Genomic DNA, 17517 nt, shown 5'->3' on the forward strand with positions numbered 1-17517 from the left:
CGGCGCGACGGCCGGGTCTCTCGTAAGTGCTTGTCTGGGTGGTGGCCAGGGAGAGAATCGAACTCCCGACACGGGGAGTTTCAATCCCCTCAAGACCACTTCCCAACGCTCCCGCCACAAGCGGCATTTCCTCGAATAAACCCATAAACTCAATAACTTATACTATGCCATTTGCCGCCGTTGACCGTCAAGTCATTCCGGTTATGCTGTGACACAGATGTGACATAGCTGTGACCGACAATCCACGGACCCCATGCCGAACTTGACTGACGCCCGCATCCGCAAGATGACGCCGCCCGCGCGCGGCCGGCGGCTCGTGTTCGACGAGCACCGCGACGCGCCGAAAGGCTTCGGCCTGCGCATCACCGCTGCGGGCAAACGCGCATTCGTTCTCCGCTATCTCACGCACGATGGAAAAGACCGGCTCCTTACAATCGGCGAGCATCCGACCTGGAGCCTCGCGGCCGCGCGCAAGCGCGCGTCCGAGCTGCGCCGCGAGATCGACAGCGGCGCCGATGTGCTCGCGCAGCGGCGCGAGAAGCGCGCGGAGCCGACCGTCTCAGACGTAGTGGGACGCTACTGCGCGGCTCACGTCGATCACTTAGCGAGCGCGACGAGCGTGCGCAGGACGCTCGAGCGGCACTTATTACCCGCGATCGGCGACCGCAAGCTCCGCGACGTGCGGCGTCGTGACGTGATCGCGCTGCTGGAGCCGCTGGCGGCGGCGAAACCACGGCAAGCCGGCAAGCTGCTCGGCTACCTCAAGCAAGTATTCGCCTACGCCGAGGACCGGGAGATCATCGAGGCGTCGCCGATCGCGACGCTGAAGGCGAGCAAGATCGGCCCCGGACTCACTGCCCGCCGCCGCGCCCGGGTGCTCACGGACGACGAGGTACGCACGTTCTGGGAACGGGCCGAAACCTGCGGGATGCACCGCCTCACGGCCCTGGCGCTCAAGATGGTGCTAGTCACCGGCCAACGCCCCGGCGAGGTGGCCGGAATGCGCCACGACGAGGTGGACGGCGACCTGTGGACCATCCCGGCGGAGCGGCGCGGCAAGACCGAAACCGCCCACGTCGTGCCGCTCACGGATACCGCCCTGGCGTTGCTGGAGGCCGCCAAGGCCGAGGTAAAACGGCTCAGCCGACGCCACCCGCGAACCGGGGACTACGTGTTCGAGGCCCGCCCCGGTAGTCCCCTCACGTCGCTGGCGACCGCCCGCGCCGCCAGCCGCTACGCCGCTGCCCTGGGCAACGAAGACGCCAAGACCTGGGGGCGGTGGACGCCTCATGACCTACGCCGCACCTGCCGTACCGGGCTCGCCGCCATCGGCATCGACGAAGTGGTCGCCGAGGTGACCATCGGACATACCCGCAAGGGCATCGCCGCGGTCTACGACCTGCACCGCTATGACCGGGAGAAGCGCGCCGCCCTGGCCGCATGGGAGCGGCGGTTGTTGCGGATCGCCGAGGGCAAGCCCGCTGATGACAACGTGGTCCCCTTCACCGGTCCGGGCGGCATGGTGTGATTCGTCGGGATCAGCTAGTCTAATAAAGACTAATGAACTATCGCATCGAATGGACACGCCGGGCCACGAAAGAGGCTGCCCGCCTCGATGCACCGGATCGACGGCGAGTGGTTACGGCAGTCGGGGGGCTGGCGGATTGGCCGGCATGCCGGGAAACCCTGGACGTGAAGGCGCTGAAAGGCCACGCCCACCAATATCGCCTGCGTGTCGGCCGTTACCGGGTGCTGTTCGACGTGGAAGACAGCCTGGAAGTGGTGTCGGTGGAGCGAGTGAGGAAACGCGATGAGCGCACATATTGATTACCGCATCGACGAGCGGGAGGGGCGCCGCTTCGCTGTGGTGCCGCTGGAACAGTTCACCGCCTTGGTTGAGAGGGCCGGCGAAACGGACGCCCTGACGATCCCCCATGAGGTGGTCAGCCGCCACCTAGTCGATGGGGTCTCGCTTCCCCGCGCCTGGCGGGAATACCTAGGGCTCACGCAGATGGAGGTGGCGGAGCGCCTGGGGGTCACTCAGGGACGCGTAGCGCAATGGGAAGCGCCGGATGCCTCGCTGCGGCAGTCGTCGCGGAAGCGCATTGCCGAAGCCCTTGGGCTGCACGTCGGGCAGCTCACGCTAACTGATGGGCATGCAGCCTGACGCCTAGACCTACCGTTCATCGGGAAAAACCTACCGCTCATCATTGCCGTGACGCCCCGCGCCGGCGTTCCCGCCGCACCATACGCCACCGTATCGGTAAAAATGCGTGCAAAATCAGCGCGTGCAAATTCGATAATACTTTATTTGACACAAGCCACTGATTTTGCACGGTTTTCGGCCGCCGTGGTACTCCTTATCGCCAGCTATCGCCACATAGGAGCCATCCCGCGCCATCGAGATCACATGCCCGAGACAGAGACGCCCCGCCGGTGGCCGCCGGCGAGGCGTCGGGGCACCCCGTCTCCACGCGTTTCCACGCCAGCCCCGCAGGGCTGGCCTTGCAAAAAATAGGAGCACCCGATGTCACACTACGACACTCCGGGGCGCGGGTCCACCGCGCCCGCTATCATGACGCCGCGCGAGGCCGCGGACTACCTCCGCGTCGGCCAGCGCTCGCTGGAGCGATGGCGGCACGAGAGGCGAGGGCCGCGGTGGACCCGCATCGGGCACCAGGTGCGGTACAGGCGCGCCGATCTCGACGCCTACGCCGCAGCCCACACCGTCGCGCCGGTCGCCGAGGGTGGCCAGGAGGGACGGTGATGTCGACGATAGAAGCACCGATCGACCGCCTGCTCGCGCGTCTTGATGCCGTCCGCGGGCGGGGCGAGGGGCGCTGGATCGCCCGCTGCCCCGCGCACCATGACCACACGCCGTCGCTGGGCATCGCCGAGGGCGCGGACGGCGTGGTGCTGGTCCGCTGCCACGCCGGCTGCCCGACTCCGGACGTGCTGGCCGCCACCGGCCTCGATATGGCGGACCTGTTCCCGCGCCGCCTCCGGCGCGGCGGGCGCGGGCCGCGGCGGGCGGATGCGCGCCGACTCCCGCGCCCCGATGCCGCGGCGATGCTCGCGGCCGTCGGCGGCGAGGCCATGATCTGCGCGCTCGCTGCATCCGATCTCGCCGCCGGGCGGGCGCTCGGCGGCGATGACTATGCGCGCGTGATGGCCGCGGCGGCGACGCTCCGGCGGGCGGCGGATGCCGCCGGGAGGCATCAGGCATGACGGCATGGATCGATATGGGTGACCTGCTCGCGCGCCCGGTACCGCCGATCGACTGGCTGATTGATGGCCTGCTCCCCGCGGGTGCTGTCGGCGACATCTACGGCGCGCCGGGCGGCGGCAAATCGACGCTCGCGCTGCACCTCGCCGCCCACATCGCCGCCGGGCGGCGCACCTGGTTCGGCCGCCGGATCGCCGGCGGCCCCGTGCTCCTCATCGGAGGGGAGCGGAGCAGTGCCGACGTACTGGTGCGCGACCTGCACCGTACCGCCGGTACGGCGGGGATCACGCCGGACGAGCTGCGCGGCCGGGCGCTGTGCGCGCCGGCAGACCTCGGCCCGCTCTGGCACTGGGATCGCCGCGAGGGCACGTGGCTCGCCGGTGCGGCACTAGCCGAGGTCCAGGCGCAGGCCGCGGCGGTGCGGCCGGCGCTGCTCTTCTTCGACACCATCGGTCGTGTCGCGCGAGGGCAGGACCCCATCGACATCACGCAGCAGCAGCAGCTCGCGGAGCGTATCGAGGCGCTCGGTGCGGCGACTGGATCGACGGTGCTATCGATCTCGCACACGGCGCAGTCAGCCAGCCTGGACCGGATCGACCGGCGGCTCCGATATGAGGCGCGGGCGGGGTCGAGTGGGCTACCTGGGCACCTCCGCTGGCTCCTCGGCGTCACCCGGATCCAGCCGGATGAGGCGGAGCAGATCGGGGTCGCCCCCCACGGTGGCCGGCTGATCGCGGTCGGCGTGGGGAAGGGGTCAGAGATGCCGCCGGCGGCGTGGACGCCGGACGCGCCGGCGATCCTGCGGATCGGCGGTGACGGCGCCCTCCAGCTCGTCCGCGACGGCGAGGAGGTGCGCGCGGACGGCGGGATCGCGGCCATGCTGCGGGGTGGTAGCGGCGGGGGCGCTGGGCGGCGGCGCGGAGCCGATCGATATGCGGCGGCGAGCCAGCCGGCATCGGGAGCGCCGGCCGGCCGGGAATACAACACGCCGGCGGATGCGATGGCGGCGATCCGCGCGGGGATCGGGGGGCAGTCATGACGCGGCGCGATGTGACCACGGCCCATCAGTCCCGCGTGCCCATCTTCGCCGCCACCCGCCGTCCGCGGCGGGTCGCGGCGGAGGAAGTCACGACGCCATGGGGCCGCGCAGTCGTAACCGGACGGATCGGCCAGGGGCACCGCGACCTCCTCGAGGCCGCGATGTACGTCGCCGCGCGGGCCGGGGTCGACGGCGAGGGCCGCGTGCGAATCACGCTCGATCCGTACCGCCTGCGCCGGACGATGGGCGCCGGGACGCGCGACGTGAACTATGCCCTGATACTCCGCCTCGCGCGCGACCTGCGCGCCGCCGAGGTGGATCTGCACGTGCCCGCGCGCGATATCCATATCATCGGCGGCATCATCGACGAGATCGTGACCGCGGGCGATCCCATCGCGCGCCGCGCCGGTACCCGCGGCGGCGACGGCGAGACGTGGCGGATCACCTACTCCCGGGCCTGGTCCGTGCTGCTCGCCACGGACCTGCCCATCGCCTATTCGGCTTTATCCGCCGTGATCGCTATGCGGCACGGCGCGACCCAGGCGGTCGCGCGCTGGGCGCTGTCGCACCGGCACGTGCGCGGCGAGTACATCGCGGACGTGCTACTGCACCTCGCGCCGGGCAGCAGCCCGGCGCGTCGCCGGCGGCAGGTCGCGGAGGTGCTCGCCGACGCGGACGCGCTGGCCGACGCCGGGGTGGCCATCGATGCAGACGGGCGGGTGTGGGTGTGATCCATACCCGGTGCGGTGGGGGCGAGTGTGACGCATATACCCGGTTCGCGAACGCATATACCCGGTGCCGTGATCCATATACCCGGTGCCGTGATCCATATACCCGGTGCTGTGATCCATATACCCGGTGCCGTCAGGCTATCAGGCCTATCAGGCCTAGCAGGCGGGCCGGCTCCGGCCCCGCCTGATGGCGGGGCCGGCAGCCGGAGAAACAGGTGCCTCGGCGGCGCGACGCCGCGCCGCCGGGATCGCGCCGGGGATGAGGCCCCGGGCGCGAAGGACATGAGGGCGGTGCGTCGCCCTCTCCCATCTCCCATCTCCCATCTCCCATCTCCTATCCCCACCGCCTCACGTCATCTCGGCCGCTCGTCCGCCTCGGCGCGGTCCCGCCCGCGCGGCGTCGCGCGGGCGCGGCACTGCCTTCCCTTCTGTCGTTTCACCCGCCTTTTGTCAAATTTGTTGACATTATTTTTGCAGCCTAAACAGCTACTTGCGTCGTGTCTCCGTATCGTGTACCGTCAAAAACATGGATCATCCACACCCGACGCACCTATGGTGCTCGGGTGGCGAACACACGCCGTATCCGGCGCGTGTTCGCGGGATCGCTGGAGCCCGCGCCACGACAGGCTTATCGGCGGGGCAGACGGCAACACATGACTGTGTTCGTGATCGTGTTTATTTTGTGTATTGTCTATTTTTTATATCCATCAAAATCAACCATTTGTGCATGTTAATCCAGTTTATACGACACGAAATAGACACAGCGACACGAACCGGCCACGACACATCGCGGAGACGCATAGGAGGTAGGACCATGTGCAGCAGCGGACACGATGCGGAGACGAAGACGTACCCCATCGTCGAGCAGATCGACGGCGGCGGGGAGACTCTTGCCGCCCCGTTCCTCGCGCCGGTGCTCGAGCCGCACCGGCGCGGACATAACTGGGCGGCGGTGCTGCTCGGCCCGAATGCCGCGCGGATGGATCGGCGGAGCATCCGCGGGCGGTGGCGCCGCGGCGAGCGGTACATCGACGCGGCCGATGTCGCCATCGGCGATGCGATCGAGGTCGGGGCGGACTACATCTCTACCGGCGGCATCCGATACGGCCGCCGCCGGTACTATGTCGTGGCCGACCGCACCGATGCGCATATCGTGCTGCGGCCGTACCGCACCGCGGCCCAGGCCATTCGCGCGGCGCGCCAGGCCGCCGCGGACGCGGAGGAGGCGACGGCATGACCCCGATCCATGTGCGGATCGATGATGGCGTCCGCGCGACCCTTGCCCGCGCCGCCCGGCGGCGCGGGGTAACCCTCGGGCAGGCGGTCCGCGAGACGATCGCCGCCGGCCTCGAGGCCGGCGATACCGCGGACCGGCTGGCGCGCATTGAGCACCGGATCGATGCCCTGCTCGCGGCGGTCGAGGTGGTCGACGATGGCGGTGCCTGATCCCTCCCGCCGTGACTGGCCGCGGACGTTCGCCGCCGGCGGCGTCCTCGGCGCCATCGGCGGCGGCGCGCTCGCCGTCGCCGCTGTCGTCGCGGGCGGCACGGCGTGGACCGGTGCCCCCGCCGGCGACCTGGTGCGCGCGATGGTCGCCGCCCCGCTCCCCGCGCTCATCGCCGACGGCCTGCACCTGCCCGCGCCGGCCATCGCCGCGGACTGGCTCGCGCGCGCGGCACCCGGCTGGCCGTGGTTCGCCGCCGCCGGCGGCCTCCTCGGTGCCGTCGGCGGCGTCGCGGGCGGCGTAGCGGCGGGTGCGCCGCAGCCGCCGGAGACGATCCGCGGCCGGGTCGTGACGCACGGTGCTGGCGCTGCCGCCGCGACCGCGCGCCGTGAGCACCGCCACGGCGGCGGCGCGGGCGTACGCATACATCCGGACGTGCGGCTCAGCCGCGAGCGCGAGACCCGCGGCATCATGCTGTCCGGCAGCGTCGGCGCCGGGAAAACCGTTATTATACAACATCTTATTGAATCCATCCTCGCGCAGCCGGGAACGCGGCTGCTCGTGCATGACCTCAAGGGTGATTTCACCGCGACCCTCCCCGCGCTCACGCGCGAGGCCGGCGGTGGCCTGGGGCTCGTCGCCCCCTGGGACGCCCGGTCGATGCGCTGGTCTGTCGCCGCTGACATCCGCTCTCCGGCGGATGCGCGCGAGCTGGCGAGCCGGCTGATCCCCCCGGACGACACCGGCGGCACCGGCGCGCAGTGGGCACAGGGCGCCGCGATGATCCTCGGCGGGCTGGTCGTCTCGCTCGCCCGCCGCTCCCGCGGGCGCTGGACATGGGCGGATCTGCTCGCCGAGATCGCGCAGCCGTACCCCGCACTGCGCGAGGCCGCCATCGCCGGCGCGCCGATGGCGGAAGGATTGCTCACCGCCGGCGAGCCCAGCCCGACCACCGCGAGCTATCTGGCGCAGATATCCTCGCGCGCCGGTGGTCTGATCGCCGACCTCGCGGCCGCGGACCAGGACCTCGCCGACCGCCGCCGGTTCTCCGCGCGGCACTGGCTGCGCGGCCACGGCCCGCGCGTCGTGATCCTCGGCGGGTCGAGTCGGTACGGCTCGCTCGCCACGGCGCTGCATGGCAGCATCATCCGCTCCATCGCGGGCAGCCTCGACGCGCTCGACGATGACGACGAGCGTCGCATCTGGCTCGTCCTGGACGAGGCCCCGCAGCTTGGCCGCGTCGATCTGCGGCCGATCATCGAGACCGGCCGCAGCAAGGGTATCTGCGTCGTCACCGGCTGGCAGGACAGTGCCCAGCGGCGATCGATCTACGGCGCTGACGACGCCGCCGCCATGGATGGTATGACCGGGACCCACGTCGTCGGCCGCCTCCTCGGCGCCGACAGCCAGCAGTGGGCGGCGCGGCTCGTCGGGCAGCGCCAGGTCCGGCGATATACCACATCGCACGGCGCCGACGATGGCCGCAGCGTCTCCGAGCAGTATGCGGACGAGGATGTTATCCCGCCCGAGGCGTGGGGCGGGCTCGGCCGCGTGCGCGGCGGGATCGAGGCGGTACTGATCCCCGGCGGCGACATGGTGCATCGCCTCGTGTGGCCTTTCCCCTCGCGGGAGCGTTGGCGCCGCGTGGCCGCGGCGCTCCGCCCGGCGCCCTGGACGGAATCGCTCGAGACGGACACGGATGCCCTGGCGGAGCCCGAGCAGCCCGAGCAGCCGGTGCCCGGACCTGATGAGCGCCCCGAGCCGGCCACGGAGGCGCCGGCGCCGGAACCAGTGGAGTCGGAGACGTCAGAGACGTCAGCGGCGGCGTCTCACGACACCGCCGCCACGCCCGCGCTCGATGATGACGACACCGAGGATGAGGACGGCGACGACGGCGAGCACTGGGAGGCGGACGAGACTGCGCCGGCGCCAGAGGACGCGGGCGGGGAGACGCCCTCGCCTCACGTCGACGCGCCTGCCCCGGCGGATGCCGGCGGCGACGAGGGCGGCGCGGAGACGGACGGTGACCCCGCCGCGGCCCCGCGTCGCCGCCTGGTGATCCGCCGCCGCGCGGGCGGCGGCGGTCCCGACGACCAGGAGGCGGGCTGATGCTGTCGATCAGCGCCCGGGGCGCCGCGGACGAGGCGATGGCCTATTATGTCCACCTCGCCGCGGACGACGGCCCGGAGGACTACTACGCCAGCGAGGGCGCCGGCGTGTGGCACGGCGCCGGCGCCGCGGCGTTGGGCCTCACTGGTGATGTCGCCGCCGAGGACTTCCGCGCCGCGGCGGAGGGCCGCAGCGGCGACGGTGAGGCGCTGGTGCAGGGCGCCGGCGCGGCCCACCGTGCCGGCTGGGATCTGACGTTCAGCGCGCCGAAGTCGGTATCTGCGGTCTGGGCCGTCGCCGAGGACGACGAGCGCGCCGCGATCGCCGCGGCGCACGATCGTGCCGTGAGCCGCGCCCTCGCGCACATCGAGGCCGAGTTCTCCGTCGCCCGGCGCGGCCGCGGCGGGCACGAACGCGAGCGGGCCGGCCTGGTCATTGCGACCTATCAGCATGGCACATCGCGCGCCCTCGACCCGCAGCTCCATACACATTCGTTCGTGATGAATCTCGCCCGCCGCGCCGATGGCTCATGGGGCGGCATCGATCCGCGGGAGATCTATCGGCATAAGCTCGCCCTGGGCGCGATTTACCGCGCGGAGCTGGCCGCCGCGCTCCGCGCCGAGGGCTACGCCGTGGCCGCGGACGGTGATTCGTTCCGCCTGGCCGGCGTGCCTGATGGTGTGACGGATCAGTTCAGCATGCGGCGCCAGCAGATCGACGCCGCGCTCGCCGAGCGTGGCGTCACCGGCGCGCGGGCGAGCGAGGTGGCGGCGCTGGATACGCGGGAGGCGAAGGCGGAGATACCCGAGCGCGCGGTGCTGCATGAGCGCTGGCGGGCCAAAGCCGCGGTCGCGGGGTTCGCGGCCGAAGACACCCGCGCCGCGGCGGCGAGCGCCCCGGCACCGGAGCCGATGCCGACGCCGGCGGAGCTACTGCGGCAGGCGACGGCGCATGAGGCCGTGATCGAGGAGCGCCACGTCTGGCGCGCGGTGGCTGTCGCCGCCCAGCACCGCGGCGAGGGCCTGGAGACGATCCGCGAGCATGTCGACCGGGTGCTCGCGGACGAGGCGTGCATGCGCCTCGTCGGCGACGACGGCACAGCGCGCTACACGACCCGCGAGCTCTACCGCGCCGAGCGCGCGATCATCGACTCGGCACGCTCGCGCGCCAGCGAGACGCATCACGCCGTAGGTGCCGGGACGGTGACCGCGGCGATTGAGCAGCACGCCCGCGCACATGGCTTCCGCCTCAGCGATGAGCAGGCCGCCGCCGTGCGGCATGTGACCGCGGCGGCGGGCGCCGTGCGCGCGATCGTGGGCGACGCCGGCACGGGCAAGTCGGCCGCGCTCGGCGCCGCGCGGCTGGCGTGGCAGGCGGCGGGACAGCGCGTGATTGGCGCCGCCCCGTCCGGCAAGGCCGCCGCCGGCCTGGAGGCAGGCAGCGGCATCGCGTCGCGCACGCTCGCCTCGCTCCTGCATGCCCTCGACGAGCACACGGACGACGGCGGCGACGTGCAGCCGTCGCGCGAACAGCTCACGGCGCGGGATGTGATCGTGCTCGACGAGGCCGGCATGGTCGACTCGCGCACGATGGCGCGGCTCATGGCGCACGCCGACGCCGCCGGCGCGCGTGTGGTGATGAGCGGCGACCCTAAGCAGCTCCAGGCGGTGGGTGCGGGCGGCGTGTTCCGCCACCTCGCCGGCGACGACGCCGCGCAGATCACGCAGATCCGGCGCCAACGCGACGAGTGGGCGCGGACCGCCACGCAGGCGTTCGCCGCCGGCGAGGCCGCGGCAGCGGTCGAGCAGTACGTCGACCGCGGTCTCGTCCACGTGGCCGACGACCAGCGCCAGGCCGTCGCCCGCGCGGTGGATCGCTGGGCCGAGCATGTGAGCGAGCGCGGCGCGGCGGAAACGCTGCTCATGGCGAACACGAACGCGGAAGTCGCCGCGCTCAACGCCGCCGCGCGCGAGCGGGCGGCGGCGGACGGGCGGCTCGTCGGGCACGAGACCGAGATTCAGACCCGCGATCGCAACGGCCGGGCCACGGGCCGGATCGCGGTCGCCGCCGGCGATCGGCTGTTGGCAAAGGTGAATGACCGGGAGACGGGGCTAAAGAACGGCGACTTGATGAGTGTCGAGCGACTGCGCCACACCGCCGGCGGGGCGCAGATCGTCGCCCGCGTGGACCGCACCGGCGAGGCGATCACGATTGACCCCGCGCGCTACGCCCAGCTTCGCCACGGCTACGCCGTCACGACCCACGCCGCGCAGGGCGCCACGGTGGACCGGGCGGTCGTGCTCGCCGGCGGCGCCATGACCAGCCGCGAGAGCACCTATGTCCAGATGAGCCGCCACCGCGACTCGGCGGAGATCATCGCGACACGCCAGCAGCTCCGCACGGCCGCGGATCACCTCGCGCCGAGTGAGCAGACGATCGAGCGCGTGCAAGCCACCGCCGAGGCCGCCGGCGTTGATGCCCCCGCGGAGGCCCTGGACAGCCTCGCGGCCGCGCAGGCGTGGCTCGCGGCGCACGGCGCCGCCACGACCGACGTGCAGGAGCTGCGCGACCTGGTGGCAGCGATGGGCGAGAGCCGGCAGGCCGTGACGACCCTCGACTACGCCGCTGCCGATACCACTCACGAGACGGACGCGGCGCGCGAGGCGGCCGCGACCCGGCACGAGGCCGCCAGCGCGGCGGTGATGACGCAATGATGCAGGAGGCACCGATGCTTGAATCCACCATTTTCCGGCCCGACTCGTTCACCGAGGCACTGATCCGGCACCGCCATGTTGAACTGATCCCCGCCGCCGGCGCCGATCTGCTGGGGGAGTATGTGGCTAACTGGGATGAAGCCGGGCCGTGGTGGCCGCTCACCGAGGACGCCGACCCCGACGTTCCGGTGGCCGAGTGGCCCCGGCGGCGGACGCGCAACGGCGTGCACTGGCTCGATGCCGGGCGCCTCGGGGCGCCAGATCTGCCGGATGACCTGATCCTCTTCGCCGGCACCGACGCACTCGGCGGCGACGGCGGCACCGGGGTGTACGTCTCGCCGTGGTACGAGGAGGTGTGGCTTGTGACCGCCGGCGACGACGGCGCCAACTACGCGCGCACATTGCCCACGTACCACAACCGACGCGCTGCCCAGCGCGCGGCGCGGCAAGCCGGCGGGACGGCCGATAATGCGATGCTCGTGCAGCTTGGTGAAGGCGTGTGGGTGTGGGTCTGATGTTGATGTCCAGAACGATATGCTGTGCCGCCATTGTCGCGGTCGCCGTAACTCACACCGTATTCGCGGGCACACTCCTCGACGAGCTGGAGGCCGAAGCGGCCGCGACGAAAAAAGGGGTAAGCGGATTAAATGGTTGATCTTACCTTTGCATGAGAGTGAGACAGACCGGCATCTCATCGGATTATCTGGTTGATGCTTCACCTACTGCTGGTGCATGTTTCCTTCGCTAATTCCAGCAAGAACCCCACACGCCTCAACTTCCCGGTCATCGTTGCAACTCGCTCTCAGTGAAACGAGTTGTTTCTCAAGCGCTTGCAGAGCGGTTATCTGCGACCGCACATGAGAGATGTGATCATCGAGCAAGGCGTTGACGGCGGTACAAGGCTGATGAGGGTCGTCCTGATAGCTCTGTAGTTCGTGAATCTCAGCCAGTGACAGGCCCAGGATTCTGCAGCGACGGATGAAGGCCAGCCCCTCACCATGCTTCTCGGTATAGACACGGTAACCGTTGTCCTGCCGATCAGGCGGCGGCAACAAGCCCTGCTGTTCATAGAAGCGGATCGTCTGTGTTTCGACCCCTACCAACTGCGCCAACTGACCAATGCGCATCAGCCTCCTCCCCAACGGATTCTTTACTCTATTGACCTTATAGTAGCTTTATAGTTTTAAATGGTACCACAACATTGTTCAAGTGGAGTCGTATCATGAGCAAATCCTGTGGTGGCGCCTGTGGCGGTGATGCAACGTCCGCAGCGGATACCGATATACAGGCCTCCTCCGAGGCGCCAGGGAGATGGGTCAGTGTTTATGCCGTGCCGAAGATGGACTGTCCATCAGAAGAACGAATGATTCGCCTAGCCCTGAACGGCTTTGAGGAGATTCGGGCGCTGTCCTTCGACTTGTCGAACCGCCGGCTGAAGGTCGTGCATGACGGCGAGGTCGAGCCCGTCACCTCGAAACTGAAGACCTTGGGGCTAGGCGCCTCGCTTCAGGAAACCGTCGCTGCAAATCCGGAGACCATCAAGGCCGCCGAGTTTTCGGCAGCTTCTGCTAAGCAAGAATCCGGGACCCTGCGCTGGTTGCTCGGCATCAATGCACTTCTGTTCGTGGTGGAAATGACTGCCGGTCTGATCGCCCAGTCCACCGGCCTGATTGGAGAATCCCTGGACAATTTTGCCGATGCGGCGGTGTACGGGCTTGCCCTTTATGCGGTTGGACATAGCGTGAAAATGCAGGTACGTGCCGCGCATCTTGCTGGTGTACTGCAACTGATCTTGGCTGTGGGCGCGCTCGTAGAGGTGGTGAGACGCTTTGTATTCGGTAGTGAGCCTGAATCGCTGGTGATGATGGCTATCGCATTCGTCGCATTGATTGCCAATACCAGTTGTCTGCTGCTCATATCCAAACATCGGGAAGGCGGGGCGCACATGAAGGCAAGCTGGATATTCTCGGCCAACGACGTGGTGATCAACCTGGGGGTCATCACCGCCGGCGCCCTGGTCGCGTGGACCGGTTCCAATTATCCGGATCTGATTATCGGCACCATCGCGGGGGGCATTGTACTTAACGGTGCCAGACGCATTTTGGCGTTGAAGGGTTAAATAATGCTCATTATTGGCAAAAAGCTCTCGCCGTATGCCCTATTGTCCATATCGGGCCTGCTGGCAGCGTCTGATCAGGCTGTAAAGTGGCTGGTGCAGCAATCAATGGCCTATGGCGAGTATGTTTCGGTGACCCCGTTCTTTAACTGGGTGCACCTATGGAACACCGGTGCCGCATTCAGTCTTTTTGCGAATGGTGGAGGCTGGCAGCGCTACTTTTTTATCGGAATCGCGGTAGTGGTCTCGATTTTTCTGATCAAGCTGATCCTTGAGAATCGCCATAAAGGAGAAGCCATCGCTTACAGTCTTATCCTCGGTGGCGCCATGGGCAACCTGATTGACCGGGTCTTTCGCGGCTATGTTGTGGATTCCTTTGATTTCTATTGGCGAGACTGGCATTGGCCGGCCTTCAACCTGGCTGATATTGCAATTGTCCTCGGTGCCTTACTTTTCGTTTCCAGCAGCTTGTTGGGTAAAAAAGCAAACACCAATGCCGAGCCGGATGGATCTGACTGACACCTACGCCTATACAACACCATGACCGAACTTCCCGACAACATCCTTCACCTGCCGCAATACCAAGTACTGGGCTGCAAATCAACCGACGACGAAATGCACTTCCAGGTGGACGTGCCCGATCCCATCGCCTGCGAGGAATGCGGCGTGCAGGGTGAGTTCGTACGGTTCGGCAAGCGTGACGTTCCCTATCGTGATCTGCCCATCCACGGCAAGCGGGTCACTCTCTGGGTGGTCCGCCGCCGATACACCTGCCGGGCCTGCAAGACAACATTCAGGCCCCAGCTACCGGAGATGGTGGACGGATTCCGTATGACACTGCGGCTGCATGAGTACGTGGAGAAGGAATCCTTCAACTACCCCTACACCTTTGTGGCGGCACAGACCGGCCTGGACGAGAAGACGGTGCGCGACATCTTCAACGCCCGCGCCGAGTTCCTGGGGCGCTGGCACCGCTTCGAGACGCCCCGCATCCTGGGCATTGACGAGCTATACCTGAACAAGCGCTACCGCTGCATTCTGACCAACATTGAGGAGCGAACCCTGCTCGACCTGCTGGCCACCCGCCGCCAGGACGTGGTGACCAACTACCTGATGAAGCTGAAAGACCGGCAGAAGGTCGAGATCGTCAGCATGGACATGTGGAACCCCTACCGGGCAGCGGTCAAGGCTGTGCTGCCCCAGGCCCGTATCGTGGTCGATAAGTTCCATGTGGTGCGCATGGCCAACGATGCCCTAGAGAGAGTGCGCAAGGGCCTCAGAAAGGAGCTGAAACCGTCCCAGAGCCGGACTCTCAAGGGAGACCGGAAAATCCTGCTGAAACGCGCTCACGAAGTCTCAGACCGGGAGCGCCTCATCATGGAGACCTGGACAGGCGCGTTCCCGCAACTGCTGGCCGCCTACGAGCACAAGGAGCGCTTCTACGGCATCTGGGACGCCACCACACGGCTCCAGGCAGAAGCCGCCCTGGACGAGTGGATAGCCACCATCCCGAAGGGGCAAAAGGAAGTCTGGAGCGATCTGGTCAGGGCAGTGGGAAACTGGCGCGAAGAGACCATGACCTACTTCGAGACGGACATGCCCGTCACCAACGCTTACACGGAGTCCATCAACCGACTGGCCAAGGACAAGAACCGTGAAGGGCGCGGTTACTCCTTCGAGGTGATGCGGGCACGAATGCTCTACACCACGAAGCACAAGAAGAAGGCACCGACTGCGAAGGTCTCTCCTTTCTACAAGAAAACCATCGGTTACGGACTGCCGGACTTCGCAGAGGAACTCAACTACGGAGTCGATCTATCAACCATCTGAGGGTGGTATCAGATTGATGGGGTGAAGGTGCCCCATCAACCATTAAATCCGTATACCCGAAAAAAGAACTCGACACGTGGCAAAGCAAAGTGACTGAGCCGCGTGCTATTGGTGGCCACGATTCCGCATATGCCAGCAACGCCACATTAGCCCCCGATGCGCGCGGCGTGGTCGAACTTTTTCGCTACACGAAAAGCGGTGATGGCATAAGAGTTATCGGACCACATGACTTCTGCGCCATGCGCGGTGAAGCTAACATTGAGGACGGCGATCATTGCACCGTTTCATCCGGGGGTAACGGATATTGGCAAATCCATGTCGATGGCGGCACATGCTATGTCCAATGCTTCGACCTCTATTAGCCGGCCGATGACGCCCGAAGAGCAATTACGCAACGCCCTGACGCCCGAGTTCTTCCGGGGACTCGGGCTCGGGCTTGATCGCTGCCCGGTCCCGACTGCGATCGTTTTCGACGAAAATGCGAAGTTCTCCGCATGCGCAATCTGTGAGCACTGGCGAAAGAAGCGACATCGTATCGTGTTCAACGAATGTCGCTTGCGGGGGATGCCGGACTGGCGAATCCGGGCGATCTGGCTCCATGAATACGCGCATACACTACTATTCCGGCACCACATCGATGAGCCGGTGTTGGCGAATGAACGTCATTTGATCGGGATCGATGACCGGCGCGGACACTGCCTTCGCTTCGCGTGCGTGAATGCCGCGCTGTTCGTAAAGTGGAACGGATTTGAAGCGTTTATGTACAACTTCAAGTTCTACGACATGAGCGGCGCGGGCGGTGTCAATCGTGCGTGGACTTACGGCCAGGCCCTGGATTTTATCCTTTCCGTCGCGACTTACGTCTACCGACACAAAGGCCGCTTCGACACCCCGGATCGGCTGTGCGAATACGTATTCGAGGAATACGATGCGTTCGCGGATGCGCGCAAAAAAGAAGCCCGCCGGCGCAAACGCCGGCGGGCTTTGCTCACGGCGCTCAAGCTCGCTTAGCCTTCGCGCCCCTCCAGCTCAGATCTTATTTTCACGCCGGCCCGGAGGCCGGCCTTGCAACTTGCGTCAGCGAAACGCTGCGAGAATACGCGTTGATTCTTTCCACGCCGGCCCGGAGGCTGGCCTTGCAATTTCGCCACCCGTAGGGCGGCGGACGCAATGCACGGCAGCGATGAAGCGTGCATTTTCACGTTACCACTAGCTTCGGCCTATCCGCAAAAAATCGGCACGATCGGGATGCAGGCAGGGCGCGAAGCGGCGGACGCGCCGGCGGCGGGCACCGGGGACGCCGAGCCGCCGTGGTGGTTACGGCTGGCCTCATCCCCGCCGTTCGTGGATGGCTCGTCCCTGAGCCTGGTGCCGACGGTACCGGGAGCACCCGGCATCCCTGCCGGGCGCGGCCCACCTGGGCCGCGTCACCTCATTGCGGCGGGAAGAAGATGGCCATGATTGGCGCGCCGATCAGCAGCGAAAGCACTATGAGCGCGAAAATGCCGCTCATGATTTGCCCCGGCGTTTTCTTTCCGGTTTCCTGGTAATACTGGCGGCGCTCGCGGTTCTTCTGCACAAGGCGGTTCGGATGCGGATACGGCTCTACATCGCGGAAGCCACGACCGATTTCATACAGTGATTGTGTCGACTTTAACGCGTGGACCAAGGCCGCGCGCTTTTCAGCAACGTCCTCGTCGGCCCAGATGTCATCGGCGGGCACGCCGCGCGCTTGCGCGGCCTGAATGATCGCGTTGCGCTGGGCCACAAGCCGTTGGTAGCACTCGTGCAGCTCGCCGATCGCTTCGGAGTATTCCGCGAGCCGCTTATTCTGCCGCTTGATCTGATCATAGCGGCCGCCGGCCATGCCGGCCCAGAAATAAGCATCAGAATCCATTCCTACACCTCCCGTTCCGCCGCCGCGTTCTCGATGCGCTCGGCGTATTCCGTCAGCGTGTCCGGCGAGATAGCACCGTCGCGCGCCATCATTGCCACAACCGCCGACCAGGCGACGGCCTTCCCCCGCGCCTGGCGGTCGTCGTCGTAGGGCTCAGTCGCGCGCGACGGTGCTATCTCGCCGCACTGCTGACGCCAGACGCTCGAACTCAAGAGGATGCACAGCGGCCATAACGTATACTCCTTGGAGGTGACCAGAAGGAACGCCGCTGTGACTTTGCTGTGACTCGGAGGGAATCGGCAGTTACGCGGATTCGCGTAACTGCCTGATTTTATGGTGGCCAGGGAGAGAATCGAACTCCCGACACGGGGATTTTCAATCCCCTGCTCTACCGACTGAGCTACCTGGCCC

The 17517-nt window shown here is 67.2% G+C and carries 18 protein-coding genes and 2 tRNA genes; 16 read left to right on the forward strand and 4 right to left on the reverse strand.

Annotation, left to right across the window (positions count from 1 at the left end; all coding sequences use genetic code 11):
• Positions 1–39: 39 nt before the first annotated feature.
• A tRNA-Ser gene (locus G7A99_RS10440) sits at positions 40–116 on the reverse strand.
• 137 nt (positions 117–253) lie between these two features.
• On the opposite strand from G7A99_RS10440, the gene G7A99_RS10445 reads away from it, so the two are divergent.
• The 12 genes from G7A99_RS10445 to G7A99_RS10500 all read left to right on the forward strand — a co-directional run bounded on the left by G7A99_RS10445 (position 254) and on the right by G7A99_RS10500 (position 11778).
• The gene (locus G7A99_RS10445; RefSeq protein ID WP_163140004.1) at positions 254–1528 is read left to right on the forward strand and encodes a site-specific integrase; all 1275 of its coding nucleotides are present in this window, start codon (positions 254–256) and stop codon (positions 1526–1528) included.
• Between the two features lie 32 nt (positions 1529–1560).
• A complete protein-coding gene (locus G7A99_RS10450) occupies positions 1561–1827 on the forward strand; it encodes a type II toxin-antitoxin system RelE/ParE family toxin (RefSeq protein ID WP_163140006.1) in 267 nt (88 codons plus the stop codon).
• A complete protein-coding gene (locus G7A99_RS10455) occupies positions 1811–2167 on the forward strand; it encodes a helix-turn-helix domain-containing protein (RefSeq protein WP_163140008.1) in 357 nt (118 codons plus the stop codon). Before G7A99_RS10450 ends, G7A99_RS10455 begins: the two co-directional genes overlap by 17 nt.
• A 408-nt stretch (positions 2168–2575) precedes the next feature.
• Positions 2576–2767, forward strand: coding sequence for a helix-turn-helix domain-containing protein (locus G7A99_RS10460; RefSeq protein WP_240466238.1), 192 nt, complete (start codon positions 2576–2578; stop codon positions 2765–2767).
• Entirely contained in the window at positions 2767–3228 is a 462-nt protein-coding gene (locus G7A99_RS10465) for a hypothetical protein (protein ID WP_163140012.1), read from the forward strand. The genes G7A99_RS10460 and G7A99_RS10465 overlap by 1 nt, the downstream gene beginning before the upstream one ends.
• Entirely contained in the window at positions 3225–4265 is a 1041-nt protein-coding gene (locus G7A99_RS10470; RefSeq protein WP_163140014.1) for an AAA family ATPase, read from the forward strand. The genes G7A99_RS10465 and G7A99_RS10470 overlap by 4 nt, the downstream gene beginning before the upstream one ends.
• Positions 4262–4996 carry a hypothetical protein gene (locus G7A99_RS10475; protein ID WP_163140016.1) on the forward strand — a complete coding sequence of 245 codons (735 nt, stop codon included), beginning with the start codon at positions 4262–4264 and terminating at the stop codon, positions 4994–4996. The genes G7A99_RS10470 and G7A99_RS10475 overlap by 4 nt, the downstream gene beginning before the upstream one ends.
• Before the next feature lie 814 nt (positions 4997–5810).
• Entirely contained in the window at positions 5811–6233 is a 423-nt protein-coding gene (locus G7A99_RS10480; RefSeq protein ID WP_163140018.1) for a hypothetical protein, read from the forward strand.
• Positions 6230–6442: a hypothetical protein gene (locus tag G7A99_RS10485; protein ID WP_163140020.1), complete on the forward strand. Its 213-nt coding sequence runs from the start codon at positions 6230–6232 to the stop codon at positions 6440–6442. Before G7A99_RS10480 ends, G7A99_RS10485 begins: the two co-directional genes overlap by 4 nt.
• Positions 6429–8549, forward strand: coding sequence for a type IV secretion system DNA-binding domain-containing protein (locus tag G7A99_RS10490; protein ID WP_163140022.1), 2121 nt, complete (start codon positions 6429–6431; stop codon positions 8547–8549). The genes G7A99_RS10485 and G7A99_RS10490 overlap by 14 nt, the downstream gene beginning before the upstream one ends.
• Positions 8549–11263 (forward strand): MobF family relaxase, encoded by a 2715-nt coding sequence (mobF, locus tag G7A99_RS10495; RefSeq protein WP_163140024.1) that lies wholly within the window; start codon positions 8549–8551, stop codon positions 11261–11263. Before G7A99_RS10490 ends, mobF begins: the two co-directional genes overlap by 1 nt.
• 14 nt (positions 11264–11277) lie before the next feature.
• Complete coding sequence (locus G7A99_RS10500) at positions 11278–11778, forward strand: hypothetical protein (protein WP_163140026.1); 501 nt, start codon at positions 11278–11280, stop codon at positions 11776–11778.
• A gap of 204 nt (positions 11779–11982) precedes the next feature.
• Here G7A99_RS10500 and cadR read toward each other — a convergent pair whose 3' ends face one another.
• Entirely contained in the window at positions 11983–12390 is a 408-nt protein-coding gene (cadR, locus tag G7A99_RS10505) for a Cd(II)/Pb(II)-responsive transcriptional regulator (RefSeq protein WP_004364961.1), read from the reverse strand.
• Positions 12391–12485: 95 nt separating this feature from the next.
• Between cadR and G7A99_RS10510 the strand changes: the two genes are divergently transcribed.
• The 4 genes from G7A99_RS10510 (at position 12486) to G7A99_RS10525 (ending at position 16220) form a co-directional block, all read left to right on the forward strand.
• Positions 12486–13382 carry a cation transporter gene (locus tag G7A99_RS10510; RefSeq protein ID WP_163140028.1) on the forward strand — a complete coding sequence of 299 codons (897 nt, stop codon included), beginning with the start codon at positions 12486–12488 and terminating at the stop codon, positions 13380–13382.
• Positions 13383–13385: 3 nt separating this feature from the next.
• Positions 13386–13898 carry a signal peptidase II gene (gene lspA / locus G7A99_RS10515; protein ID WP_004863699.1) on the forward strand — a complete coding sequence of 171 codons (513 nt, stop codon included), beginning with the start codon at positions 13386–13388 and terminating at the stop codon, positions 13896–13898.
• A gap of 21 nt (positions 13899–13919) precedes the next feature.
• On the forward strand, positions 13920–15209 hold the full coding sequence (locus G7A99_RS10520; protein ID WP_163140030.1) for an ISL3-like element ISPpu12 family transposase: 1290 nt from the start codon (positions 13920–13922) through the stop codon (positions 15207–15209).
• A 258-nt stretch (positions 15210–15467) separates the two neighbouring features.
• On the forward strand, positions 15468–16220 hold the full coding sequence (locus G7A99_RS10525) for a SprT family zinc-dependent metalloprotease (RefSeq protein WP_163140032.1): 753 nt from the start codon (positions 15468–15470) through the stop codon (positions 16218–16220).
• Between the two features lie 421 nt (positions 16221–16641).
• Here G7A99_RS10525 and G7A99_RS10530 read toward each other — a convergent pair whose 3' ends face one another.
• Entirely contained in the window at positions 16642–17106 is a 465-nt protein-coding gene (locus G7A99_RS10530) for a hypothetical protein (RefSeq protein ID WP_163140034.1), read from the reverse strand.
• 334 nt (positions 17107–17440) lie between these two features.
• A tRNA-Phe gene (locus G7A99_RS10535) sits at positions 17441–17516 on the reverse strand.
• Between the last annotated feature and the right edge of the window lies 1 nt (position 17517).

The organism is Arhodomonas sp. KWT (genome assembly GCF_010993615.1).